Source organism: Stenotrophomonas sp. YJH_SMC_91 (assembly GCF_059368495.1).
Genome location: NZ_JCAFRT010000003.1, coordinates 219652 through 244844, shown reverse-complemented (window position 1 = coordinate 244844; position 25193 = coordinate 219652). Strand labels below are relative to the sequence as shown.

Annotated in this window: 12 protein-coding genes; 7 read left to right on the top strand and 5 right to left on the bottom strand. The window is 68.3% G+C overall.

The window, feature by feature from the left end; all coding sequences use genetic code 11:
* Positions 1-21: 21 nt before the first annotated feature.
* The 3 genes from AC5P5X_RS06615 to AC5P5X_RS06605 all read right to left on the bottom strand — a co-directional run bounded on the left by AC5P5X_RS06615 (position 22) and on the right by AC5P5X_RS06605 (position 4909).
* Positions 22-2850, bottom strand: coding sequence for a valine--tRNA ligase (locus tag AC5P5X_RS06615; RefSeq protein ID WP_111189078.1), 2829 nt, complete (start codon positions 2848-2850; stop codon positions 22-24).
* A 72-nt stretch (positions 2851-2922) separates the two neighbouring features.
* Positions 2923-3348 (bottom strand): DNA polymerase III subunit chi, encoded by a 426-nt coding sequence (locus tag AC5P5X_RS06610; RefSeq protein ID WP_005408012.1) that lies wholly within the window; start codon positions 3346-3348, stop codon positions 2923-2925.
* 82 nt (positions 3349-3430) lie between these two features.
* Complete coding sequence (locus AC5P5X_RS06605; protein WP_005412193.1) at positions 3431-4909, bottom strand: leucyl aminopeptidase; 1479 nt, start codon at positions 4907-4909, stop codon at positions 3431-3433.
* Positions 4910-5013: 104 nt separating this feature from the next.
* Between AC5P5X_RS06605 and lptF the strand changes: the two genes are divergently transcribed.
* Genes lptF through AC5P5X_RS06590 form a run of 3 tightly spaced genes read left to right on the top strand, consistent with a single transcriptional unit; the run spans position 5014 to position 8126 of the window.
* The gene (lptF, locus tag AC5P5X_RS06600; RefSeq protein WP_005408014.1) at positions 5014-6096 is read left to right on the top strand and encodes an LPS export ABC transporter permease LptF; all 1083 of its coding nucleotides are present in this window, start codon (positions 5014-5016) and stop codon (positions 6094-6096) included.
* Entirely contained in the window at positions 6093-7199 is a 1107-nt protein-coding gene (lptG, locus tag AC5P5X_RS06595; protein ID WP_005408015.1) for an LPS export ABC transporter permease LptG, read from the top strand. Before lptF ends, lptG begins: the two co-directional genes overlap by 4 nt.
* Positions 7200-7253: 54 nt before the next feature.
* A complete protein-coding gene (locus AC5P5X_RS06590) occupies positions 7254-8126 on the top strand; it encodes a hypothetical protein (RefSeq protein ID WP_062607843.1) in 873 nt (290 codons plus the stop codon).
* Between the two features lie 92 nt (positions 8127-8218).
* Here AC5P5X_RS06590 and AC5P5X_RS06585 read toward each other — a convergent pair whose 3' ends face one another.
* Positions 8219-8710, bottom strand: coding sequence for an RDD family protein (locus AC5P5X_RS06585; protein WP_005408017.1), 492 nt, complete (start codon positions 8708-8710; stop codon positions 8219-8221).
* Positions 8711-8766: 56 nt separating this feature from the next.
* Between AC5P5X_RS06585 and xerD the strand changes: the two genes are divergently transcribed.
* Both xerD and AC5P5X_RS06575 read left to right on the top strand, forming a co-directional pair.
* Positions 8767-9744, top strand: coding sequence for a site-specific tyrosine recombinase XerD (xerD, locus tag AC5P5X_RS06580; protein WP_024958537.1), 978 nt, complete (start codon positions 8767-8769; stop codon positions 9742-9744).
* 100 nt (positions 9745-9844) lie between these two features.
* Entirely contained in the window at positions 9845-10627 is a 783-nt protein-coding gene (locus tag AC5P5X_RS06575; RefSeq protein ID WP_024958538.1) for a DsbC family protein, read from the top strand.
* A gap of 60 nt (positions 10628-10687) precedes the next feature.
* On the opposite strand, the gene AC5P5X_RS06570 is transcribed toward AC5P5X_RS06575, so the two are convergent.
* Positions 10688-12787, bottom strand: coding sequence for a glycosyl hydrolase family 18 protein (locus AC5P5X_RS06570; RefSeq protein ID WP_043033864.1), 2100 nt, complete (start codon positions 12785-12787; stop codon positions 10688-10690).
* Between the two features lie 834 nt (positions 12788-13621).
* Here AC5P5X_RS06570 and purL point away from each other — a divergent pair.
* Positions 13622-17506, top strand: a complete 3885-nt coding sequence (gene purL / locus AC5P5X_RS06565) for a phosphoribosylformylglycinamidine synthase (protein WP_012479109.1) — start codon at positions 13622-13624, stop codon at positions 17504-17506.
* A gap of 439 nt (positions 17507-17945) precedes the next feature.
* Entirely contained in the window at positions 17946-25127 is a 7182-nt protein-coding gene (locus tag AC5P5X_RS06560; RefSeq protein WP_100438867.1) for an ESPR-type extended signal peptide-containing protein, read from the top strand.
* Positions 25128-25193 lie beyond the last annotated feature (66 nt).

The following is a 25193-nucleotide window of genomic DNA, read 5'->3' as shown; positions in this document are numbered from 1 at the left end:
GCACGCACCAGAGCGCGGCGCTTACAGCTTCGCGCGCTGCTCGCGCAGGCCGGCCAGCTGGGTGTTCCAGTCGGCCAGTCGCACGCGCTCCTGCTCGACCACGGCCGGCGGCACCTTGTCGGTGAACTTGGCCAGCTTGGTCTCGCTCTTTTCCTTCTCCGCTTCGACGCGGGCGATTTCCTTGTCCAGGCGCACGCGCTCGGCATCGAGATCGACCAGGCCTTCCAGCGGCACCAGCAGCTTGAGCTCGCCCACGATCGCGGCGGCGGCCGGCGGTGCGCTTTCGCCTTCGGCCAGCCACTGGATGCTGTCCAGCTTCAGCAGGAACGACAGCGAGGCGCTGAAGCGTTCGATGCGCACGCGGTCCTGCTCCAGCCCGGCCTGCAGGCGCAGCGGCACCAGCTTGGACGGCGCGACGTTCAGCTCACTTCGCACGCGGCGCACGGCACTGATCACCGCCTTCAGCCATTCCACGTCGGCCTCGGCCTGGGCGAAATCGCCTTCGAACTCGGCGGCGGTCGGGTACGGGCGCAGCGACAGCGTGGTTTCGGCCAGGCCCAGGCGCGGGGCCAGCTGCTGCCACAGCTGTTCGGTGATGAACGGCGTGAGCGGGTGCAGCAGGCGCAGCAGCGCTTCCAGCACGTACAGCAGGGTGTGGCGGGTGCTTTCGGCGTCGGCGGCGTCTGCACCGTTCAGTGCCGGCTTGCTCAGTTCCAGGAACCAGTCGCAGAACGCGTTCCAGGCGAACTCGTACAGGCACTGCGCCAGCAGGTCGAAGCGGTAGGCGGCGAAATGGCCCTGCGCTTCGGCGGTGGTGGCGGCCAGGCGCGCGAGGATCCAGCGCTCGGCATCGGTACGCGGCCTGGGAACGCCGGTGAACGCCGCGCCCTCGGTGTTCATCAGCGCGAAGCGGCTGGCATTCCACAGCTTGTTGCAGAAGTTCTTGTAGCCCTCGGCGCGGTTCATGTCGAACTTGATGTCGCGGCCGTGGGTGGCCAGCGCGGCGATGGTGAAGCGCAGCGCATCGGCACCGTGGGCGGCGATGCCGTCCGGGAATTCCTTGCGGGTGGCCTTCTCGATCTTCTCCACCATCTTCGGCTGCATCAGGCCGCCGGTGCGCTTGGCGACCAGGTCGTCGATGGTGATGCCGTCGATGATGTCCAGCGGGTCGAGCACGTTGCCCTTGCTCTTGGACATCTTCTGGCCCTGGCCGTCGCGGATCAGGCCGGTGAAGTAGACGTCCTTGAACGGGATTTTCCCGACCAGGTTGTCGGTGGCCATGATCATGCGCGCCACCCAGAAGAAGATGATGTCGAAGCCGGTGATCAGCACCGACGACGGCAGGTAGCGATCAAAGCCGCGCTCGGCCATGGCCTGCTCGTTGGGCCAGCCCAGGGTGGAGAACGGCCACAGCTGCGAGGAGAACCAGGTCTCCAGCACGTCGCTTTCCTGGTTCAGCACCACCTCGCTGCCCAGGTTGTGCTTCGCCCGCACTTCCTCTTCGCTGCGACCGACGTAGCAGCTGCCGGTGGCTTCGTCGAACCACGCCGGAATGCGGTGGCCCCACCACAGCTGGCGGCTGATGCACCAGTCCTGGATGTTGTTCATCCAGTGGCGGTAGGTGTTGATCCAGTTCGGCGGCACGAAGGAAATGCTTCCGTCCTCGACCAGTTCCAGGCCGCGCTTGGCCAGGTCGTCCATCTTCACGAACCACTGGTCGGTCAGGTACGGCTCGATCACCTGGCCGGTGCGGTCACCGCGCGGCACCTGCAGCTTGTGCGCCTTGGTCTCGACCAGGATGCCCAGGTCTTCCAGTTCGGCCAGCACGGCCTTGCGCGCGGCGTAGCGGTCCAGACCCTGGAAACGCTCCGGCGCGTTTTCGTTCAGCGCTGCCACCGGGGTGAACAGGTTGATCATCGGCAGGCTGTGGCGCACGCCCACTTCGTAGTCGTTGAAATCATGCGCTGGGGTGACCTTGACCACGCCGGTGCCGAACGCGCGGTCCACGTAGTCGTCGGCGATCACCGGCACGCGGCGGCCGGTCAGCGGCAGCACCACGCTCTTGCCGATCAGGTGCGCGTAGCGCTCGTCTTCCGGGTGCACCATCACCGCGGTATCGCCCAGCAGGGTTTCCGGGCGGGTGGTGGCGACCACCAGGTAGTCGCGGGTTTCGCGCAGGGTTTCCACGCCGTCGGCATCGCGCTCGACGTGTTCGTAGCTCAGGCCCTCATCCAGCGTGTAGGCGATCGACCACAGGAAGCCGTCTTCCTCGGCGCTCTCCACTTCCAGGTCGGAAATGGCGGTCTTCAGCACCGGGTCCCAGTTGACCAGGCGCTGGCCGCGGTAGATCAGGCCCTGCTCGTACCAGCGCACGAAGGCTTCGTTGACCGCCGCCGACGGCTGCGGGTCCATGGTGAAGGTGCTGCGCGACCAGTCGGCGGAGGTGCCGAGGCGGCGCATCTGGCGCTCGATGGTATCGCCGGACTGCTGCTTCCACTCCCAGACCTTGCCGATGAAGCCTTCGCGGCCCAGCGAATCACGGGTCTCACCCTTGCCTTCCAGCGCCAGGTTGCGGCTGACCACCATTTCGGTGGCGATGCCGGCGTGGTCGGTACCGACTTGCCACAGCGTGTCGTAGCCGCGCATGCGGTGGTAGCGCACCAGCGCGTCCATCAGGGTCTGCTGGAACGCATGGCCCATGTGCAGCGTGCCGGTCACGTTCGGCGGCGGCAGCAGGATGGTGTACGGCTCGCCCTTGCCGGACGGCTTGAAGTGGCCGGCCTTCTCCCAGGCCTCGTAGAGGTCGGTCTCGAAGGACTTCGGGTCGTAGCTGGAGGCGAGTTGGGTCATGCGGGGGAACCAGGAGGTAATCGTTGAAGGATCAGGGCGCGGCGGCGGCCCACCAAGGGGGCCGGGGCGCGCTTACATGTCGTGCTTGTTCAGCTCGTAACCGGCGGCCTTGTACTGGCGCCAGCGTTCGCGCAGCGGTTCGCGCGCTTCCGGATCGGCCGGGACCACTTCCAGCACGCGTTCGCACTGGCCCAGCCAGGGTTCATCGCGCAGGTTGATCACCAGCGGGCGTGCCGGCGCGTCGGTGCCGGGTACGGCGATCAGCACCAGGGCCTCTTCCTCGTCCATGTCTTCGCCGGCGATCTGGTGCGGGATGTAGGCATCGTTGTCGAACGCCCACAGCAGCTCGTCCAGCTCCTCGGCCTGGGCCTGGTCGCGGGCCAGCACCAGGGTGAACAACCCGGCGTCGTTGGCCTTGCGCGCCAGTTCGCAGACCAGGCGCAGCGGCTCGGTCAGGAAGCGGGGCTTGGCGATCAGGTAGAAGTCGGCGCGGGGCATGGCAGGATCCGGGTCAGGCAGGGGCCCGGCGGTGCCGGGCGAGGCCCTGGCCAGCGGGGGCCGGCCAGGGTCGGGTACGGCATCAGGCGCGGGCGGCCTGGTCCAGCAGCCACTGGCTCAGCAGGCCGACCGGGCGGCCGGTGGCCATGCCACGCTTGCCTTCATCGCTGGCCACGCCGGCGATGTCCAGATGGGCCCAGCGCTGGCCTTCGGTGAAGCGCGACAGGAAGCAGCCCGCGGTGATCGCGCCGGCCCAGCGGCCGCCGATGTTGTAGACGTCGGCGAAGGTCGAATCCAGCATCGGCTGGTACTCGTCCCACAACGGCAGGCGCCAGGCGCGGTCGAACACATGCTCGCCGGCGGCCAGCAGTTCATTGGCCAGGTCGTCGTGCTTGCTCATCAGGCCGGCGGTCTGGTGGCCCAGGGCGACCATGCAGGCACCGGTCAGGGTCGCGACGTCGACCAGCGCGGCCGGCTCGAAGCGCTGCGCATAGGTCAGCGCATCGCACAGGATCAGGCGGCCTTCGGCGTCGGTGTTGCCCACTTCGATGGTCTTGCCCGACATCGAGGTGATCACGTCGGACGGGCGGTAGGCGTTGCCGTCGATGGCGTTTTCCACCGCCGGCACCACCACCACCAGGTTCAGCGGCAGCTTGGCCTTGACCGCGGCGACGAAGGTGCCGATGACGTTGGCGCCACCGCACATGTCGTACTTCATCTCTTCGATGCCGCCCTGGGTCTTCAGGTTGACGCCACCGGTATCGAAGGTGATGCCCTTGCCGACCAGCACGTACGGCTTGGCGTCGCCGCCGCCGGTCCACTTCAGCACCACCAGACGCGGGCGGTTGGCCGAACCACGGGCCACGGCCAGCAGCGAGCCCATGCCCAGCGCTTCCATCTGGTGCTCATCGAGAATCTCGGCCTCGGCACCGTCATGCTCACCGGCAAACTTCACGCCCACCTCGGCCAGGTAGGCCGGGGTGCAGTAGTTCGGCGGCAGGTTGCCCAGCTCGCGGGCGAACTCGACACCGGCAGCGATGGCCTGGCCCTGGGCCAGGGCCTGGGCGTCGTCACCGGCGATGGCCAGCTGGGCCAGGCCGGCGTCGTCGGCCTTCTTCTTGCCCAGAGTGGCGGTGTAGCGGTAGGCAGCGTGATCGGCGGCGATCACTGCCTGGCGGATCGCCCAGGCCGCGTCGCGGTCCTTGATGGCCACTTCGGACAGGGTGAACAGTGCGCTGCGGGTAGCGCCCGCTTTCAGCGCGCGCACGGCGTCGCCAACGGCCTTCAGGTACTGCGGCACACCGAAGCGGGCGGCGTCACCGAGACCGACCACCAGCACGCGCGGGGCGGACACGCCCGGCAGGTCGTGCAGCAGGGTGGTGGCGCCGGTCTTGCCGGACAGGTCGCCGCGCTGGGCCAGCGAGGCCAGGCGGCCGCCGCTGGCGGCGTCCAGGGCCTGTGCGGCGGGGGTCAGGGTATGGTCGGCATACGCGCCGACCACCAGGCAATCAACGGCGGCGGCGGCCGGAGCAACGTGGTTCAGGGTGAATTCGAGGGCCATTGAGCAGATTCCATTGGCGAGTCCGTACAATCGCAGGCCGTTTACGCCCAGACAGTAGACTGGGCGGCACCGCGAACGAACCCCAGAGTTTAAACCACCGCCCCATGCTGAAGCTCGACCGATACCTGCTGGGCGATTTCGTCCAGAGTTTCCTGGCTACCCTGATCGTCCTGCTGGTGGTCAGCGTGGGCGGCGTGCTGGTGGACATCCTCGGCAACATCGCCGACGGGCGCCTGCCGGCGAAGCTGCTGTTCTCCCAGCTGGGCCTGCAGTTCATCGCCTACCTGCCACTGATCCTGCCGCTGGCGTTGATGCTGGGCCTGCTGCTGGCGGTGGCCCGTCTCTACCGCGACTCGGAAATGGCCGTCATCACTGCCATTGGCGTGGGCCCCAAACGCCTGCTGCGGCCGCTGCTGATGCTGGTGGTGCCGGTGGTGGCGCTGGTCGGCGCCTGCTCCTTGTGGCTGGGCCCGTGGGCCGGCCGGGTAGCCGAGCAGATGATCATCGAGGCCAATCGAAGCGTTCTGATGGCGGGCCTGGAGCCGGGCCGCTTCACCCAGCTGCCCAACGGTGGCGTGGTCTACCTGTCCTCGATCTCGCCCGATGGTACCCAGCTGGGCCGGGTCTTCCTGCAGCGGCAGAAGGACGATCGCCTGGAAGTCGTGTCCGCCGCAGGGGGGCGCATGTTCTTCGAAGGCGCCCGCCAGCGCTTCCTGGAGCTGGATGATGGCCACCAGGTGGAAGGACCGGTGGCCGGGGGGCTGGATTACCGCCTGGCCACCTTCGCCCGCAACGATGTGGCCCTGCCCGACGGTGCGCAGACCCGTACCGGCGATGATCCGGAGCTGATGCCGACCACGCAGCTGTTCGGCGATGACCGGCCCGAGGCGCAGGCACAGCTGCATCGCCGCCTTGCCCCGCCGTTGATCGCACTGGCGTTTGCGCTGCTGACCGTGCCGCTGGGCCGCAGCTCGCCGCGCCAGCAGCGCTACGGGCGGATGATGCTGGCGCTGATGGCCTACATGGTGGGCACCAACCTGATGTTCATCGGCAGTGGCTGGATCGCCAACGGCAAGATTCCGCCTGCGCTTGGCCTGTGGTGGCTGACCCTGCCGCTGCTGGCGCTGGCGATCTGGATGTATGCACGTGATGGCCGCCTGGGCCGCCCGAAGGGAGCCCGCGCATGAGACTGCGTCCGATGCGTTTCGACCTGTATCTCGGCCAGTCGGTGTTCACCACGGTGCTGCTGACCTGGGCCGTACTGGTGGGCCTGGACGTGGTGATGGCGTTTTCCGGCGAGTTCAAGGACATCGGCAAGAACGGCTACACCCTGGGGCATGCGGCCGCCTGGGTGCTGTATACGGTGCCACGCCGTGCCTACACCATGTTCCCCACGGCTGCGGTGATCGGTGCACTGATGGGCCTGGGCCAGCTGGCCGCGACCTCCGAGCTGACCGCGCTGCGTGCGCTGGGCCTGTCGCGCAAGCGCCTGAGCGTATCGGTGGCCATCGCCCTGTCGTTGCTTACCGCAGTGATGGTGCTCAGCGCCGAGACGCTAGGCCCCTGGGGCCAGGACCGTGCCGATGCGCTGAAGTCCAGTGCCAAATGGGGGCGGGACATCTCCACCACCCGCTATTCCGGTTTGTGGGCGCGCGAGGGCGATACCTTCCTCAGCGCCGCCGGTGGCGAAGAGCAGCTGGTGGGCGACAAGGGCACGCGGCTGATCCTGCGTGACGTGCGCCTGTATCGCATCGCCGAGGATGGTCGGATCGCCTCGCTGACCCATGCGGACACGGCCGAGCATGACCGTGACGGCTGGGTGCTGACCGGCGTGCGCCGCGATACCTTCGGTGAACGTTCGGCCACGCGCGAGGAAGTGGCGCGCGAGCCGTGGAACTCCAAGCTGGACGCTGGCGCGCTGGCCACCGGCATCGCCAAGCCGCGCAACCTCAGCGTGGCCGAACTGCGCACCAGCATCGAATACCGCGAGCGCAACGGTCTGGATGCGCGCGACTACGAGGATGTGTACTGGAGCCGCTGGTTCTACCCGGTGAACGTGCTGGCGCTGTGCCTGGCGGCGGTGCCGTTCGCGTTCGGCTCGCTGCGCAGTGGTGGCATGGGCAAGCGCCTGTTCCTCGGCATCCTGTTCGCGCTGGGCTTCTGGCTGCTGCAGCTGTTCTTCGGCCGCATGGCCGGCGCGTTGAAGTTCGATTACCGCATTGCCTATGCGTTGCCGCCGATCGTGATGCTGGCGATATCGGGACTGCTGTTCCGGCGCAAGTCGGGTTGATTCCCAGGGAGCCGGGCAAGGCCCGGCTGTTTCCGTTTCACTTCAAGGACGAACATGAGCTTCCAACGCTTTCTGCCGTACATCGCGGCCGTGCTGCTTTCTGCCGGCTGCAGCCGGTCCACCGTCGACTTCGAGATCGACAACCCGACGGATGCACCGCTGACCTTGTCGGTCGACCAGCAGGTGCATACCCTGCCGCCGCACACCTCCATGCCCCTGGTCCTGGAGCCGGGCCAGTACCGACTGCAGAGCGAGAAGATCGGCAGCGTACGCATGGTTGTCTACGCCGATGGGATCGGTGGGTTGATCAACCCGGCCATGGCCGAGTACGTGATCGTCACCGAGCAGTACATCACCAGCAAGACCAACTCCGGTGGCCTGGCGTCGAAGATCGAACTGAACGACGTGGAGATCGAGGGCCCCTACGTGAAGGCGACCGGTTTGTTCATTCCGCGCCGTTGGGACGTTGGGCTGATGGGGGAGCTGCCCGATACGGTGGTGTCCAACAGCCCGGAAACCTCGTCCGACTACCGGACCAAGCTCTACAACGTGCCCGGCTTCTTCAAGTACCTGGACGCCGGGGAAGACCTGAAGGCGGCCTTCGGGCCGGGCGGCTACCAGGTGCCGGCGGCAACGGTGGCATTCACCCCGGCCCAACTGCCGGCGCTCCCGGCGGCCTATGAGGCTCAGGGCAAACCGATGCGCGACCTCTATGCGCGCTATCTGGCGGCCACCGACGCGGGGGAGCAGAGGCGCCTGAAGAAGGCCAGCCTGAAGCTGTGGCAGGACTTCGTGAAGACCCGTGCGCAGTTGAGCGGACAGTCGCCGGTGGCCGATGATGTGCAGGCCAATGCGTTTGCGTCCGCCTTCTTCGACCTCTGGACGCAGCCGGCGGTGATCCTGCAGGACCCGGCGCCAGCCAGCTGATCGCTGCGTTGATCGTGTAGAGCCGAGCCCATGCTCGGCTCTCGAGTGCATCGCGAAACTGCCGAGGATGGCTCGACGCTACTGGATGCGCATCAGCGCTTGGGCATGCGCACCACGCGGGTGCCGCTGGCGCGGTCGTGCCAGGTCAGGCGGTCGCGGTCGACCCAGGCCCACCAGAATCCCAGTCCACCCAGCAGCAGGGACAGCGTGCCCACGGTGAAACGCATCCACAGCTGGCTGCGCCGCAGCGGCGCGCCATCGCTGGCGCGCAGTTTCAGCCGCCACGGCCGCATGCCCAGCGTCTGCCCACCACGGCGCCAGCTGGCCGTGGCATACCACCCCGTGACCAGCCAGCACACCGCCCACAGCAGCCACTGCCAGGCGCTGAACGGTGCGATGTTCTCGCGCTGGGCGTGGCCGCTGAAGGTGTAGGCAAGGGTGAACAGGGTGCCGGCCAACATCCACAGCGCCAGCACCGGCAGCGCGTCGTAGACCATCGCCAGCACGCGCCACAGCAGCAATGCACGCGGGCGGGGCAGCTCGGTAGTGGCCGCAGGGGCCGTATCAATGGCGGGGCGGGACATGCGCCGAGCATACGCAATGCTGGCCGCATCCGCAGTGGCCCTCGTATCCTGCACGCATGGCCCTTGTTTCCACCCCCGCCGAACGCCGCCAGCTGGTCCAGCAACTGCCCGAACTGCGCGCCGACGACAGTATGCGCATCCAGCGCTTCCTCGATGCGATCTGGGCCGAGAACGGTCTGGCCCGCGCCACCCTCGACAGCTACCGGCGCGACCTGGAAGGGCTGGCGCGCTGGATGGATGGGCGCGATGGTGGCCTGGCCGGCATCGAGCGCCCGGGGTTGTTCGACTACCTGGCCTGGCGCACCCGTCATGGCTGGTCGCCGCGCAGCAATGCGCGGTTGCTGTCGGCGCTGCGGGCGTTCTTCGCCGATGGCGTGCGCCGTGGCGAACGCGGCGAGGACCCCAGCGCGCTGCTGGATCCGCCCAAGCTGCCACGATTGCTGCCCAAGGCGCTGGCCGAAAGCCAGATCGACGCGCTGTTGGCAGCGCCGGATATCGACAGCCCGCTGGGCCTGCGCGACCGCGCCATGCTGGAGTTGATGTACGCCGCCGGCCTGCGCGTGAGCGAGCTGGTGCTGCTGCCGGCCACCGCGGTCAACCTGCGCCAGGGCGTGCTGCGGGTCACCGGCAAGGGCAGCAAGGAACGGCTGGTGCCGCTGGGTGAGGAATCGCAGCACTGGCTGGAGCGCTATCTACAGGCATCGCGCCCGCTGCTGGTCGGCAAGGGCAAGGTGCAGGCGCTGGCCGATGGGCAGACCCCATTGTTTGTCGAGCCGACGCTGCATGCGCTGACCCGGCAGGCGTTCTGGCACCTGGTCAAGCGCCACGCGCAGGTGGCCGGCATCGACCCGGCGCGGATCAGCCCGCACGGCCTGCGCCACAGCTTCGCCACCCATCTGCTCAACCGCGGTGCCGACCTGCGCGCGCTGCAGATGCTGCTTGGCCACAGCTCGTTGTCGACCACCCAGATCTACACCCTGGTGGCGCGCGAGCACCTGCAGAAACTGCACGCCCGGCATCATCCGCGCGGCTGAGCCGTGTCCTGAACCCCGGCCCCGGGCGGTGCGCGGCGTCGCGGCCCCGTGCCGGTGGCTGTGTCAGAATCCGGGGTCTTCTTCTGTCGCGGACTGCTCCATGCTCCGATTTGCCATCGCCGCCGTGTTCGGTGCGCTCAGCCTGACTGCCTGCGCCCAGCCGGCCCCGCCAGCCGCCAAGGCGCCTGCCGCTGCTGCCAAGCCCGGCCCGGCCGCCAACGCGCCTGCCGACCAGGCCGTGCGCGCCGCGTTGACTGCCCTGAACCCCGGTTTCAAGGTGGACTACATCGGTGCCGCGCCGTTCCCCGGCTTCCGCGAGGTGGTCGTTTCCGGCCAGCTGCTGTACGTGTCCGACGACGGTCGCTACCTGTTCCAGTCGCAGCCCTACGACACCCGTGCCAAGGGCCCGGCCAACAGCGAAGGCCTGCTCGGCTACCGTCGCGATCTGCTGGCCAAGGCCAACCATGGCGACCGCATCGTGTTCGCCGCGCCGAATGCCAAGTACACCATCAGCGTGTTCACCGACATCGAGTGCGGCTACTGCCGCAAGCTGCACCAGGACATCGCCGAGCTCAACCGCAACGGTATCTCGGTGGAGTATCTGGCATTCCCGCGCATGGGCCTCGGCAGCAAGGACTACACCGACATGATCTCGGTCTGGTGTGCGGCCGATCGCCGCCAGGCACTGACCAACGCCAAGCGCGGTGGCAGCGTGCCGGCAAAGAACTGCACGAACCCGGTGGCGATGCAGTACGCACTGGGCCAGCAGCTGGGCGTGAACGGCACGCCGGCGATCTTCGCGCCGGACGGCACCCAGCTGGGGGGCTACCTGCCGCCGGCGCAGCTGCGCGCGGCGCTGGAAAAGCTGTCGGCCAAGCGCTGATCGCCGCCGACCTCTACAGGTGGGAGGCCGGGGATGCGTGCCGCATCCCCGGCTTTTTTCTTACTTCAGGCCATCACTGACCGCCTTGGTCAGCGTGCCCTGTGCATCGTCACCACTGAACTCCCAGACGAACGCGCCGCCCAGGCCCTGGGTCTTCACGTAACCCATCTTGCGGGTGATGTTGGCCGGGGTGTCGAAGCTCCACAGCGTGCTGCCGTTGTAGATCCAGGTGGCACCGGCGGTGTTGTCGGTGTAGCCCGGCCACGCCAGGTTCTTCAGCACCTTCCAGTCCTCGATGCCGGCTTCATACGTGCCCGGGGCAGCGCCGGTCGCGGTCTGGTACAGGCCGTTGTTGGCGTTGGCCACACCGGTCCAGCCACGCCCGTAGTAGCCGATGCCCAGGTTGAGCTTGGCGGCAGGCACGCCACGGCTGATGAAGGCCTCGATGGCGTCGTTGCTGTTGTACAGCTTCTGGTCGCCGGTGGACGGATCATTCGGCGAATCAAACAGCGCCGACTGGTGATTGGTCTTCGCATCCCACGCGCCGTGGAAGTCGTAGGTCATCACGTTGATGTAGTCCAGGTACGGGTGGTACGCGGCCGGGTCGGTGACGCGGATCTTGTCGATGCCGGCACCCACCGCCACCGTCAGCAGCAGGCCCGGACGCACTGCATCGAGCTGGCGGCGGAACTCGGCCATCAGCGCGGTGAAGTTGGCGTTGTCTTCCGGCTTGCCGCATTCGATGCCGCACGCCACCGGGTATTCCCAGTCGATGTCGATGCCGTCGAACACGCCCAGCGCGGCACCGGCACCACCGGCACCGTCGGTTACCGGCAGGTTGCCCTTGATGTAGGCATCGATGCACGAGGCGACGAAGGCCTGGCGGTTTTCCGGGCGCGCCGCGCTGGAGAAGCCACGCGACCAGGTCCAGCCACCCAGCGAGATCAGCACCTTCATGCCGGGGTACTTGGCCTTGAGCTGCTTGAGCTGGTTCCAGTTGCCGCGCAGCGGCTGGTCCCAGGTATCGGCGCTGCCGCTGACACTCTCGGCGGCACTGAAGGCCTTGGTGTAGTCGGCGAAGGCATCACCACCGGCACCGCTGTTCGGATCCGACGGCTGGGTGACGCCCACTTCGCAGCGGTTGTTGCGCACGTTGCCGAAGGCGTAGTTGATGTGGGTCAGGCGCGCGGCCGAACCGCTGCTGTCGATGTTCTTGACCCGGTAGTTGCGGCCGTAGATGCCCCACTGGGTGAAGTAGCCGATGACCCGCTTGCCGGTGGTGCCGCCGTCGCCGGCCAGCGTGGTGGCGCTGATCTCTGTGCCCTGCGCGGACGCGTTGCCGGCGTTGTCGCGGGCACGCACACGGTAGCGGTAGGTGGTCGATGCAGTCAGGCCGCCATCGACGTAGCTGGCACTGGATGGTGAACCGACCAGGCTGCCATTGCGGTACACGTCATAGCCAGCCACGCCGCTGCCACCGGTGTTGTCGGTGGACGGGCTCCAGCTGAGCGCGATGCTGTTGGCGGTACGTGTGCCGACCGCCAGTCCGCCCGGCACGCTCGGTGCGGTGGTATCGCCACCGGCGGCGTTGACGGTGATGGTGATGGTCGCGGTGCTGCTGGTGGCGTTGTTGTTGTCGGTGGCTACCGCGCGCAGGGTGTGGCTGCCGGCGCTGGCATTGGTCCAGCTGGCCGCATACGGCGCACTGGTGGCCACGCCCAGCGTGCTGCCATCGCGGAAGAACTCGACCTTGGCGACGCTGCCGTCCGGATCACTGGCGGTAGCGGTCACGTTGACCGTGCTGCCGGCGCTGAAGGTGGCGCCGTTGGCCGGCGAGGTCAGGCTGACCACCGGCGGCTGGTTGGCGCCGCTGCCATCGCAGGCACCGAGGTTGGTGTAATAGGGCGCACCGGCCGGATGGTCCGGCGGCGCGTTCCAGATGTCCTGGTTCGCCCGATAGAGGACGCCTCCTTTCTGCAGGGTATCGCCGGCCCGGTAGATCTTGGCCTGGTCCCACTGGGCCACGCCGGCACAGCTGGCGGCCTGCGCCAGGCCTGGCAGGGCAGCGGCACCGGCGGCCACGGCAAGCAGCCAGGCCAGGCGGCGGGGACGACAGTTTCGGGTCGCACGTTCGGCACTGCGCACAATCGGGTCGTACATGGGTAAGTCTCCGATCAAAGGGCGCGCGGGCCCCGATGGCGCCGCGCGTGACGCAGGTCCGGGCGTCGCCCGGGAAGGCGACGGGTGGGGCCGGACGGAGGTACCTGGGAGGCCGGGGAGAGAGTCCGGCGCCAGGTGGGGACAACGTTGTCATCAATCGCGTGGTCAATCCGTGAGCAAGCGCATGGTTCCGGGATTCGGATGGAGAGCGGCGCTGCGCGCGGTCGGCGGCCATCGGCGGAGCCCCCTCGTGGCTGGGGTGGGTCGCTGACAGCGGATTTCTGGTGGTTGGCCGGGCGGGTGGGCTGCGCAGGGGACGCTGCAAGTACGTCCATGTAAGCTCGGTCGCCGCATCCATGCGGCTCACGCCCCTGCGCAGCCCACCCGCCCGGCCACGGACAGGTTCCTGCGCGGTCAGCCACGAAAGACAGAACAAAAAATCAAAAGCAGAAGCCGGTCGCTGCGCTCTTAAATGCCTGACTTCCGACGTTCCCTTGTTGCCGGCCAGCGGCCGGCACTACCGGGGAGCATCCACGCATGGCGTGGATCTACCGCAGATCGCGGAAATCTGTCGGAGGCGGGGTGGGTCCGGTGGCGGGGGTGTCCGCGGCATGGATGCCGCGGCCAAGCCCCCAAGGACGGGTTTACGGCGTCCCCCGCCACCGGACCCACCCCGCCATCCCACGGGAACCCCGCTTTTGCTTTGGCCGTTGCTGTTGCTGTTGCTGTTGCTGTTGCCCTGGCCTCGGCGGGTGCCGGGCGCCGCCCGGCCAAAGCCCTTCCCCCGCTTCCGGTACAATGTCGGGCCCGTTTCCCAACTACGGTTCCCCGGACATGATGGTCCTCGAGGGCGCGCCCGCCCTGTCGCCGTTCCGCCGCGAACGTCTTGAATCCCGCCTGCAGTCCATCGCTCCCTCCCTGCGCATCAGCGGTGCCTGGCACGTCTACTTCGTGCAGCCCGAAGGCAGCGCCGCTCCCGACCTCGCCACCCTGTGCCGCATCCTCGAAGCGGCGCCGCAGGCAGAAGCCGTGGCCGACGGCGCGGTCAGCCGCATCGTGGTGCCGCGCCTGGGTACGCTGTCGCCGTGGTCGAGCAAGGCCACCGAACTGGTGCGCGGTGCCGGCCAGCCGGTAAGCCGGGTCGAGCGGGGCCTGCGTATCGACGTGCAGGGCTGGCCGGCCGATGCCGACGTGCAGCAGGCGCTGGTCAAGGCGCTGCACGACCCGATGACGCAGTCAGTGCTGGAGACCGTGCAGCAGGGCCAGGCGCTGTTCTCGGCACCCGCCCGTGGCGAACTGGAACGCGTGCCGGTGGACCAGCTGGAGGCCGCCAACGAGCGCCTCGGCCTGGCCATGGCCCAGGACGAGATCGATTACCTGCGCGAACGCTTCACCGCGCTGGGCCGCTCGCCGTCGGACGTCGAACTGATGATGTTCGCGCAGGCCAATTCCGAGCACTGCCGCCACAAGATCTTCAACGCCAGCTGGACCATCGACGGCCAGGAGCAGGACCGCTCGCTGTTCCGGATGATCAAGAACACCCACCAGCAGACCCCGCAGCACACGCTCAGCGCGTACAGCGACAACGCCGCGGTGATCGAAGGCCATCCGGCGTCGCGCTACCGCCCGGATCCGGCCAGCGGCGAGTACCGTCGTGAACCACAGGTGCCCAGCGCGTTCCAGATCAAGGTGGAGACCCACAACCATCCGACCGCCATCGCACCGTTCCCGGGCGCCTCGACCGGCGCCGGTGGTGAAATCCGCGACGAAGGCGCGACCGGCCGCGGCGGCAAGCCGAAGGCTGGCCTGACCGGTTTCTCGGTCTCGCACCTGCGCATTCCCGAGCTGCCGCAGCCGTGGGAAGCGCCGCGTGCGCTGAACCCGCGCATGGCGCCCGCGCTGGAAATCATGACCGATGGTCCGCTCGGCGGCGCCGCGTTCAACAACGAGTTCGGCCGCCCGAACCTGCTTGGCTACTTCCGCAGCTTCGAGCTGCCTGAAGGTGCCGACCTGGTGCGTGCCTACGACAAGCCGATCATGCTGGCCGGCGGCCTCGGCGCCATCGACCGTACCCAGGTCGACAAGATCCAGCTGCAGCCCGGTGATGCGGTCATCGTGCTCGGTGGCCCGGCGATGCTGATCGGCCTGGGTGGCGGTGCCGCCAGTTCGGTGGCCTCCGGCGAAAGCGCCGAGGACCTGGATTTCGCCAGCGTGCAGCGCGACAACCCGGAAATGGAACGCCGCTGCCAGGAGGTCATCGACCGCTGCGTGGCGATGGGCAGCAACAACCCGATCAAGTTCTTCCACGACGTCGGTGCCGGTGGCCTGTCCAATGCCATCCCCGAGCTGCTGCACGACTCCAAGGTCGGTGGCGTGATCGATCTGGGCAAGGTGCCCACCGATGATCCGTCGCTGTCGCCGATGCAGCTGTGGTGCAACGAATCGCAGGAACGCTACGTGCTCGGCGTCGCCCAGGAGCGCCTGGCCGAGTTCGCCGCGCTGTGCGCCCGCGAGCGCTGCCCGTTCGCTGCGGTCGGCGTGGCCACCGCCGAGGAACACCTGGTGGTGGCCTATGGCGCCGTGCCGGGCCACACCCCGGCCGATGCGCCGATCGACCTGCCGATGGACGTGCTGTTCGGCAAGCCGCCGAAGATGCACCGCGATACCGCACACCCGCCGGCACCGCGCTGGCCGGCGCTGAAGACCGCGGGCCTGGACCTGCAGGAAGCGGGCCTGCGCGTGCTTGCGCACCCGACGGTGGCCTCGAAGAACTTCCTGGTCACCATCGGTGACCGCAGCGTCGGTGGTCTGACCGCACGCGAACAGATGGTTGGCCCGTGGCAGCTGCCGGTGGCCGATGTGGCCATCACCGTGGCCGACTTCGACGGCGTGGCCGGCGAGGCGATGTCGATCGGCGAGCGCACCCCGCTGGCCCTGCTCGATGCGGCGGCTTCGGCACGCATGGCCGTGGGCGAAGCGTTGACCAACCTGTGCGCGGCCCCGGTCGATGCGCTGGATGAGATCAAACTGTCGGCGAACTGGATGGCCGCGGCCGGCCACCCGGGCGAAGACGCGCTGCTGTACGACGCGGTGAAGGCCGTGGGCATGGAACTGTGCCCGCAGCTGGACATCAGCATTCCGGTGGGCAAGGACTCGCTGTCGATGCAGGCGCAGTGGCACGACCAGGGCCAAGCGCACAAGAGCGTGTCGCCGGTGTCGCTGGTGATCTCTGCGTTCGCACCGGTCGCCGATGTGCGCCAGCAGCTGACCCCGCTGCTCGACCGCGACGTGGAAAGCGAGCTGTGGCTGATCGGCCTTGGCGCCGGCAAGCAGCGCCTGGGCGGTTCCATCCTGGCCCAGGTGCATGCCGACCACGGTGACCTGCCGGCGTTCGCCGGCGCTGCCCCGGATCTGGACGACCCGCAGCGCCTGCGTGGCTTCTTCGAGCTGATCCGCGATGCGCGCCAGGCCGGCCTGCTGCTGGCCTACCACGACCGCAGCGATGGCGGTGCCTTCGCCGCGCTGTGCGAAATGGCCTTCACGTCGCGCCTGGGGCTGGACATCACCCTCGATGCCTGGGGCGACGATCCATTCCGCAGCCTGTTCAACGAAGAGCTGGGCGCGGTGGTGCAGATCGCACGCGAAGACCGCGCAGCGTTCGCCGACCTGGTCGAGCGCCATGCACTGACCGAGTGCGCGCAGCGCATCGCCAAGCCGACCACCGCACCGGTGGTGCGCGTGTCGCTGGCTGGCGAGAACCTGGCTGAATGGCGCTGGGAGTCGCTGTTCGACGCATGGTGGTCGGTCACCCACGCGATGCAGAAGCGCCGCGACAACCCGGCCAACGCCGACGCCGAGCGTGAGATCGCCCGTGCCTTCAACGCACCGGGCCTGAAGCCCAAGCTCAGCTTCGACATCAATGAAGACGTGGCCGCCCCGTTCATCAGCACCGGTGCGCGTCCGCGCGTGGCCGTGCTGCGCGAGCAGGGCGTCAACGGCCAGATCGAAATGGCGAACATCTTCGAACGTGCCGGCTTCCGGCCCTTCGATGTGCACATGAGCGACCTGATCGAAGGCCGCGTCGCCCTGCAGGACTTCACCGGCCTGGTCGCCTGCGGCGGCTTCAGTTACGGCGACGTGCTTGGCGCTGGCCGTGGCTGGGCCACCTCGATCCTGGAGCGCAGCGCGCTGCGTGATGCCTTCGCCGCGTTCTTCGCGCGCGAGGACAGCTTCGCCCTGGGCGTGTGCAACGGCTGCCAGATGATGAGCCAGCTGAAGGACATCATTCCCGGTGCCGAACACTGGCCGCAGTTCCGCCGCAATGCCAGCGAGCAGTTCGAAGCCCGTACCGCGCTGCTGGAAGTGGTGGAATCTCCGTCGATCCTGCTGCGTGGCATGGCCGGTTCGCGCCTGCAGGTAGCAGTGGCGCATGGCGAAGGCCAGGCGGTGTTCGACAACGCGGTCGACCAGGCCGCGGCCCGTGTTTCGCTGCGCTATATCGATGGCCACGGCAACGTGGCCAGCCAGTACCCGCTGAATCCGAACGGTTCGCCGGACGGCATCACCGGCCTGACCAGCAGCGACGGCCGCGTGACCATCATGATGCCGCACCCGGAACGCACCCCGCGCGCGCTCAACATGAGCTGGGCCCCGGCCGAGTGGCAGGGTGATTCGCCGTGGATGCGCATGTTCCGCAACGCGCGGGTGTGGTGCGGCTGATCGCACCACACCGCGCAGGCTTCAATGCCGTTGCGTATGGAAAAACCCGCCGTTGATCGGCGGGTTTTTTCTTTGCGCGTGTGAAAATCCTGATGCACCCGCGAGTTACATGGATTTTCAGGCGACAGGGTTGCGTCACGCGCCGCTAACAAAATCCTTTCATAAACAGGGAAAAGAGTGAACTGCTTCACGGCAATAGGATTTGTCGTGTCAAAGTCTTGACGATCTGCAAAGTTGCCGTTAACACTTGAACCCCGTTTCAGAATCATTCATTTCGCAGTAACCGGTTGGCGCACGCGCTCGGTTTTCTGTCGCTGCGCGCCGTTCGGCAATACCCCGCAGTAAATCACGCGAATAAACGCCCCCAGGGGACGTTGGGCCGGAAAGCCCAGCGGTGGCGTTGCTTTGCCCAAAACCAGTCCAATCAGGAGCCGTACCGATGAATCGGATTTATCGCAAGGTCTGGAACAAAGCATTGGGTCAGTTGGTGGTGGCCTCGGAACTGGCTTCCTCCGACAGCAGCAGCGGTGGGGTCGTCGACCAGCGCCGCGATGCGACACAGGCCACGCCCGCACTGCTGGCGGTGGCACTGGGCCTGGTATTGGGATTGGGCATGAGTGGCTCTGCCACCGCACAGTCGGTGCAGATCGGCGGTAGCGCCACCTGCGTGGCATTCAGCGGCAAGCTGCTCGAAAAGTGCCTGATCGAAGGCTCGGCCACGGCCAAGGGCAGCAATGCGGTGGCGATCGGCAGCAACAGCAGTGCCAGTGCGGCCAACAGCGTGGCGCTGGGCGCCGGCTCCAAAGCCACGCGTGCCAACACCGTCTCCGTCGGCGATGCCGGCAAGGAACGGCAGGTCACCAATGTCGCCGCAGGCACGCAGGCGACCGACGCAGTGAACAAGGCGCAGCTGGACGCGCAGGCGCGCGCCACGCAGGCCGCGCTGGCCGACGTAGCCGCCGACGGCAACCGGTACTTCAAGGCCGACGGCGCAGGCGATGACAGCGACGCGGCGAAGATCGAGGGTGAAGGCGCACTGTCCGCCGGTGCCGGTGCGCAGTCGCTGGCCAACGCCACCACTGCCATCGGTACCCAGGCCATTGCCGCAGGCATCGGCGCCAGCGCATTCGGCCAGGGCGCGCTGGCGATCGGCGATGCCAGCGTGGTGGTCGGGCAAAGCGCAGCAGCCTTCGGCCTTGGCGATACCGCCGTCGGTGCCAGCGCGTACGCCGCCAGCGAAAACGGTGCAGCAACGGCACTGGGTGCACTGTCCGAAGCCACCGCCGATGGCGCGACCGCCGTCGGTGGCGGTGCCGTAGCGATGGGCCCCGGCAGTACCGCATTGGGCCGCGGCGCCACGGCTGCCAACGAAGCCTCGATTGCAGTAGGTGCGTTCAGCACGGCCGTCGGTGAATACAGCACCGCGCTGGGCTCCAATTCGGCCGCGGTCGCTACCGGCAGCGTGGCGTTGGGCGCCGGTTCGCTGGCTGACCGTGTCGATACCGTGTCCGTCGGTGCCGCCGGATATGGCCTGACCCGCCAGATCACCAGCGTTGCCGCCGGCACCGAAGATACCGATGCGGTCAACGTTGGCCAGTTGAAGGATGTTGCCGCAGTGGCCGATGCCACCGCCAAGCGCTTCCAGGCCACCGGCAGCAGCAACAGCGATGCCGGTGCGCTGGCTGAAGGTGACGACGCGCTGGCCGCAGGCGAGGCCGCCAATGCCATCGGCACTGGCACCACGGCGGTCGGTGCCGGTGCCACTGCCGTTGCGCAGAACGCGACTGCGGTGGGCAACAACGCGCTGGCCTCGGGCCAGAACAGCGCGGCATTCGGCAACAACGCGCAGGCCAACGGACCGGGCAGCGTGGCCGTCGGTGGCGCTGCGGTGGATGCCAACGGCAACCCGCTGATCACCAGTGGTGGCGTGCCGGTGGTCACCGGCGCCACCAGTGCCGGCGTGGGTGGCACGGCCGTCGGCGCCAGCGCCGATGCCAGCGGTTTTGCCGCGTCGTCCTATGGCGTGGGGGCCTATGCGTCCGGCGCGCAGGCGTCGGCGTTCGGTGCGGTCTCCAATGCCATCGGTGATTACTCCACGGCATTGGGTACGCAGAGCAATGCCACGGGCACCAGCAGCGTCGCCATTGGTGGCCCGGCCGACCTGATTCCCGGCCTGGGCTTCTTCGTACAGACACAGGCCAGTGGTGAAGCCGCGACCGCGGTGGGTGCCGGCGCCATCGCCAGCGGCGACCGTGCCGTGGCCAACGGCAGCCTCAGCGAAGCCTCCGGCGCCGAAGCCACCGCGGTGGGCTACTTCGCCTATGCGCCGGGCGAGAACGCCAGCGCGCTTGGCGCGCAGACCTGGGCCAGTGGTGCGCAGAGCACCGCAGTGGGCTATTACGCTACGGCACGCGGCGCCAACAGCGTCGCGCTGGGCGCGAACTCCGAAGCGGTGCGTGCCAACAGCGTGGCCGTCGGCAGTGCCGGCAACGAGCGGCAGATCACCAGCGTTGCAGCCGGCAGTGAAGCCACTGATGCGGTGAACAAGGCGCAGCTGGATGCGGTGGCCAGCACCGCCGACAGCACCGCGCGCTTCTTCCAGGCCCAGCCTGAAGCTGGCAGTGATGCCGGTGCGCTGGCGGAAGGCGAGGGTGCCATCGCGGCCGGTTCGTCGAGCAATGCGATCGGTACCGGCGCGGTTGCACATGGCGCGGCCGCGTCGGCCATCGGCGATGACAGCGTGGCGGTGGGCCGCAACAGCACGGCCACCGGCAATGGCGGTGTCGCCATCGGTGGCCTGGGCCAGGCCTACGACGAGTTCAACCAACCCATCATCGGTGCAGATGGCAAGGCGCAGCAGGTGGGTACCACGGCCGTGGCCGATGCCACGGCGGTCGGCAGCGCTGCGCAGGCCAGCGGTGCAGCCAGCAGCGCCTTCGGCAATGCGGCCAAGGCCAGTGGTGACAACAGCTTCGCCGCCGGCGGCAAGTCGCGCGCCACCGGCGCGTATGCGGTGGCGGTGGGTGACAGTGCGTTTGCCAGCAGCGATGACAGTACCGCGGTGGGCGGCTACAGCTGGGCCACCGCCAGCGGCGCCAGCGCCTTTGGTTCCGGTGCGTGGGCGACCGCCACCAATGCCTCGGCGTTCGGCAACGCGGCGTGGGCCAGCGGCGCTGGCGCCACGTCGATCGGTTACAACAGTTGGGCCAACGGAACCAGCGCCACCGCAGTCGGCCGTGGTGCCTTCGGCTATGGCGACAACAGCGTGGCGCTGGGCTTCCAGGCGCTGGGCAACAGCGTCAACAGCATCGCCATCGGCACCAACACGGTGGCCGGCGGCGAAAGTGCGATCGCGCTGGGTGCGGGCAGCAATGCCAGTGCCAGCAACGCCGTCGCACTCGGCGCGGGCTCGGTCGCCAACCGCGCACGCACGGTGTCGGTGGGCAGCAGCGGCAACGAGCGCCAGGTCACCAACGTCGCCGCCGGTACCCAGGCCACCGATGCGGTGAACAAGGCACAGCTGGATGCGGTGGCAAGTACCGCAGCAACCACCAGCCGCTTCTTCCAGGCCAGCGGCAACGGCGACGATGTGGCGGGTGCGCTGGTGGAGGGCGACAACGCACTGGCCGCAGGTGATGCAGCCAACGCCATCGGCAATGGTGCCACCGCGCTTGGCAGCGGTGCCAATGCGCTGGCCGGCAACGCGCAGGCGATCGGCTTCAACGCGCTGGCGACCGCCGCCAATGCCAGTGCCGTAGGCGCCAATGCACAGGCCACCGGCGAATACGCCACCGCGCAGGGTGCGGAAAGCGAAGCCAGCGGTGAGCAGAGTGCAGCGTTCGGCGCGGCCAGCATCGCCAGCGGCGCGGGCAGCACCGCCAGCGGTGCCTTGTCCGAAGCCTCCGGCGAAGAAGCCGTAGCCGTGGGCTACTTCAGCAACGCCAGTGGCAGTGGTGCCACCGCGGTCGGCAGCGAGAGCGTGGCCAGCGGCACGGCTGCGGCAGCGTTCGGTATCGGTGCCGAAGCCACCGGTGGTTACAGCACCGCCATCGGCGGCTACGCACAGGCCTCGGCCTTCAATGCCACCGCCTTCGGCAACTTCGCCAACGCCTCGGGTTCCAACAGCGTGGCCCTGGGCGGTGATTCGCAAGCGTCCGGCGCCTACAGCACCGCCACCGGCCAGGGCAGCCTGGCCACCGGCACCAACAGCGTCGCCGTCGGCGGCTCGCTGTTCGGCGTGCTGGCGACCGAAGCCTCGGGCAACTACTCCACGGCGGTGGGCGGTGGCGCCTGGTCGGGGGGCATCAACAGCACCGCGCTGGGCAATGCGGCGGAATCGCGCGCGGCCAACAGCGTGGCGCTCGGTGCGGATTCGATTGCGGACCGCGACAACACCGTATCGGTGGGCGGCGGCGGCAACACCCGCCAGATCACCAACGTGGCCGATGGCACGCAGGGCAACGATGCGGTCAACAAGAACCAGCTCGATGCCGTAGCCGCCGCTGCGGAGAAGACCAGCAGGCAGTTCCAGGCCAGTGGCAATGCCGATGGTGAAACCGGCGCGCTGGTGGAGGGTGACAATGCGCTGGCAGCAGGTGATGCGGCCAACGCGATCGGCAACGGTGCCACTGCGCTTGGCAGTGGTGCCAATGCGCTGGCGGCCAACGCCACCGCCGTCGGCATCGATGCGCTGGCGACCGGCACCAACGCGGCGGCACTGGGCAACACCGCACAGGCCACCGGCGAGGACAGCCTGGCCCTGGGCAGCGGTGCCAGCGCCAGCGAAGTGGGGACAAGCGCGGCGGGCGCGCGTGCACAGGCAAGCGGTGTCTACAGCACCGCCAACGGTACCGAATCCAACGCCAGTGGCGCACAGTCCCTTGCCAGCGGCTTCCGCAGCGCGGCCTCCGCCGATGGCACCACAGCGGTGGGTGGCTATGCCGAAGCAACCGGTCGCCTTGGCACCGCACTCGGCTACGGCTCGGCTGCCAGCGGTGCCAACACCACGGCGGTGGGCTTCGGGGCCGCGGCGGCGGGCACCGGCGCGGTTGCGGTGGGTCAGTCGAGTGAAGCCAGCGGTGCGGAAAGCGTGGCGATCGGCGGCAGCACCTTCTTCGGCCTGATTCCGTCGCGCGCCAGTGGCACCGGTGCGGCAGCATTCGGTGCCGGTGCATGGGCCACCGAGGATTACGCTACCGCCATCGGCTGGAATGCCTGGTCGGCAGGCAGCAACGCCACGGCGCTCGGTGCCAATGCCACCGCCAATGGCAGCAACAGCGTTGCGCTCGGTGCCGGTTCCAAGGCTGACCGCGACAACACGGTGGCCGTTGGCAAGGCCGGCAGCGAACGCCAGGTCACCCACGTTGCAGCCGGTACCGAAGCCACCGATGCGGTGAACAAGGGCCAGCTCGACGCCGTTGCCAGTGTCGCCGACAAGACCAGCCGGCAGTTCCAGGCCAGCGGCAATGCCGATGGCGAGGCCGGTGCACTGGTCGATGGCGAAAATGCGCTGGCGGCCGGCAATGCGGCCAATGCGATCGGCAACGGTGCGACCGCGCTGGGCAGCGGCGCCAACGCCATGGCCACCAACGCCACGGCGGTTGGCTTCGATGCACTGGCCACCGGCAACAACGCTGCCGCACTGGGCAATGCTGCGCAGGCCAGTGGTGTCGACAGCGTTGCGCTGGGCAGCGGCGCCAGCGCCAGTGAAACCGGCGCCAGCGCCACTGGCGCCGGGGCCCAGGCCAAGGGCCCCTACAGCACGGCCAACGGTGCGCAGGCCACGGCTACCGGCACGCAGTCGCAGGCCAGTGGTTTCCGCGCCAGTGCCTCGGCCGATGGCGCTTCGGCGCTGGGCAGCTATGCCGAAGCCAGCGGCCGCCTGGGTACCGCGGTCGGTTACGGCAGCAAGGCCACCGGTTTGAATGCCACGGCGGTGGGTGTCAGTGCCAACGCTTCGGCTGCCGGCAGTGTCGCACTGGGTGGAGGCTCGGTGGCCGATCGTGCCAATACCGTGTCCGTCGGCAGTGCCGTCAACAACCGGCAGGTCACCAATGTCGCCAACGGTACCGAAATCAATGACGCAGTGAATCGCGGGCAGCTGGACGCCGTTGCGTTCACCGCCAACACCACCAACCGATATTTCCGCGCCAATGGCACGGGAACCGCGAACGCCATCGGTACCGATTCGGTAGCGATGGGCTCGGTGGCCAATGCGGCGGGCGCACGCAGCATCGCGCTGGGTGCCAATGCCACGGTGTCTGCCTCCGGCGCACTGGCCGTTGGCGCCGGTGCGGGTGCGGTCGGCGTCAACTCGGTTGCAATCGGTGCTGGAGCGCGTGCGCTGGATGCCAATGTTGTGTCGGTGGGCAGTGGCAACCCCACCGATGGCCCGGCCACCCGCCGCATCGTCAACGTGGCTGATGGCCGCATCGCTGCCGGCAGCAGTGACGCGGTGACCGGTTCCCAGCTCAATGTCACCAATCAGCGCGTGGGCGCAGTGGAAACCCGCGTCGGCGATTTCGATTCACGCATCGCCACGGTGGAGACCACGGCGGCCAGTGCGGTCGGCTACGACGACGCCAGTCGTGACCGCCTGACCCTGTCCGGCTTCCAGGGCACCACCATCGACAATGTCGGTGCCGGCAGCATCGCCGCCGGCAGCCGCCAGGCGATCAATGGCGGCCAGCTGTTCCAATCGCTCAGCGATGCCGCCAGCTTCCTCGGCGGCGGTGCCAGCGTCGGCATGCAGGGCGTATTCGTGGCACCGAACTATGTGATCCAGGGCGCCACCTACAGCAACGTCGGCGATGCATTGGGTGCGCTGGACCGCAAGGTCAGTGAGATTGACCGCCGTACTGCAGGTGGCACGCGTGCAGGTGCTGCCAGCCTGCGCGCAATGAGTGCCTCCTTGGATGAAAGCGCACTGGCCAGCGTTGCCGAAGCACCGGCGGCGGCCGATGCAGCACCGGCCAGCAGCGCACGCGTGCAGGGCACGCCGACCGCTGCGGCGGCGGGCGCGGGCATCCCGGTGGGCACCCCGGCATCGGGCCTCAACGCGGTCGCCATGGGCGACGGCGCAGTGGCCAGCGGCGCCTCGTCCACCGCAATCGGCCAAGGTGCCAATGCCACCGCTGCGAACGCGGTGGCGCTGGGCCAGGGCTCGGTTGCTGATCGTGCCAACACGGTGTCGGTGGGCAGCGAAGGCAACGAACGCCAAGTCACCAACGTGGCGGCCGGTACCGCCGCCACCGATGCGGTCAACAAGGGCCAGCTCGATCGTGGCATGGCTACCGCCAACAGCTATACCGACAGCCGCGTCCAGGCCGTCGCCGACAGCTTCGATGTGTTCAAGGGCGAGATCGACGGACGCCTGCGCCACATGGATCGCCGCATCGACCGCCAGGGCGCGATGAGCGCGGCGATGCTCAACATGGCCACCAGTGCTGCCGGCATCCGTACCCAGAACCGGGTCGGCGTCGGCATCGGCTTCCAGGGCGGTGAATCGGCACTGTCGCTGGGTTACCAGCGTGCGATCAGCGATCGCGCCACGGTGACGTTCGGCGGCGCCTTCAGCAGCGACGACAGCTCGGTCGGCGTCGGTGCCGGCTTCGGCTGGTAAGCCACTCCATCGCGCCGGCGGCCACCCACGCCGGCGCAGCACCTGCAACGAGGGCCTGGGGGGAGG

Bases quoted from the DNA above. Each gene is read 5' to 3' on its own strand.
- AC5P5X_RS06615 (WP_111189078.1), bottom strand. From the start codon at position 2,850: ATGACCCAACTCGCCTCCAGCTACGACCCGAAGTCCTTCGAGACCGAC.
- AC5P5X_RS06610 (WP_005408012.1), bottom strand. From the start codon at position 3,348: ATGCCCCGCGCCGACTTCTACCTGATCGCCAAGCCCCGCTTCCTGACC.
- AC5P5X_RS06605 (WP_005412193.1), bottom strand. From the start codon at position 4,909: ATGGCCCTCGAATTCACCCTGAACCACGTTGCTCCGGCCGCCGCCGCC.
- lptF (WP_005408014.1), top strand. From the start codon at position 5,014: ATGCTGAAGCTCGACCGATACCTGCTGGGCGATTTCGTCCAGAGTTTC.
- lptG (WP_005408015.1), top strand. From the start codon at position 6,093: ATGAGACTGCGTCCGATGCGTTTCGACCTGTATCTCGGCCAGTCGGTG.
- AC5P5X_RS06590 (WP_062607843.1), top strand. From the start codon at position 7,254: ATGAGCTTCCAACGCTTTCTGCCGTACATCGCGGCCGTGCTGCTTTCT.
- AC5P5X_RS06585 (WP_005408017.1), bottom strand. From the start codon at position 8,710: ATGTCCCGCCCCGCCATTGATACGGCCCCTGCGGCCACTACCGAGCTG.
- xerD (WP_024958537.1), top strand. From the start codon at position 8,767: ATGGCCCTTGTTTCCACCCCCGCCGAACGCCGCCAGCTGGTCCAGCAA.
- AC5P5X_RS06575 (WP_024958538.1), top strand. From the start codon at position 9,845: ATGCTCCGATTTGCCATCGCCGCCGTGTTCGGTGCGCTCAGCCTGACT.
- AC5P5X_RS06570 (WP_043033864.1), bottom strand. From the start codon at position 12,787: ATGTACGACCCGATTGTGCGCAGTGCCGAACGTGCGACCCGAAACTGT.
- purL (WP_012479109.1), top strand. From the start codon at position 13,622: ATGATGGTCCTCGAGGGCGCGCCCGCCCTGTCGCCGTTCCGCCGCGAA.
- AC5P5X_RS06560 (WP_100438867.1), top strand. From the start codon at position 17,946: ATGAATCGGATTTATCGCAAGGTCTGGAACAAAGCATTGGGTCAGTTG.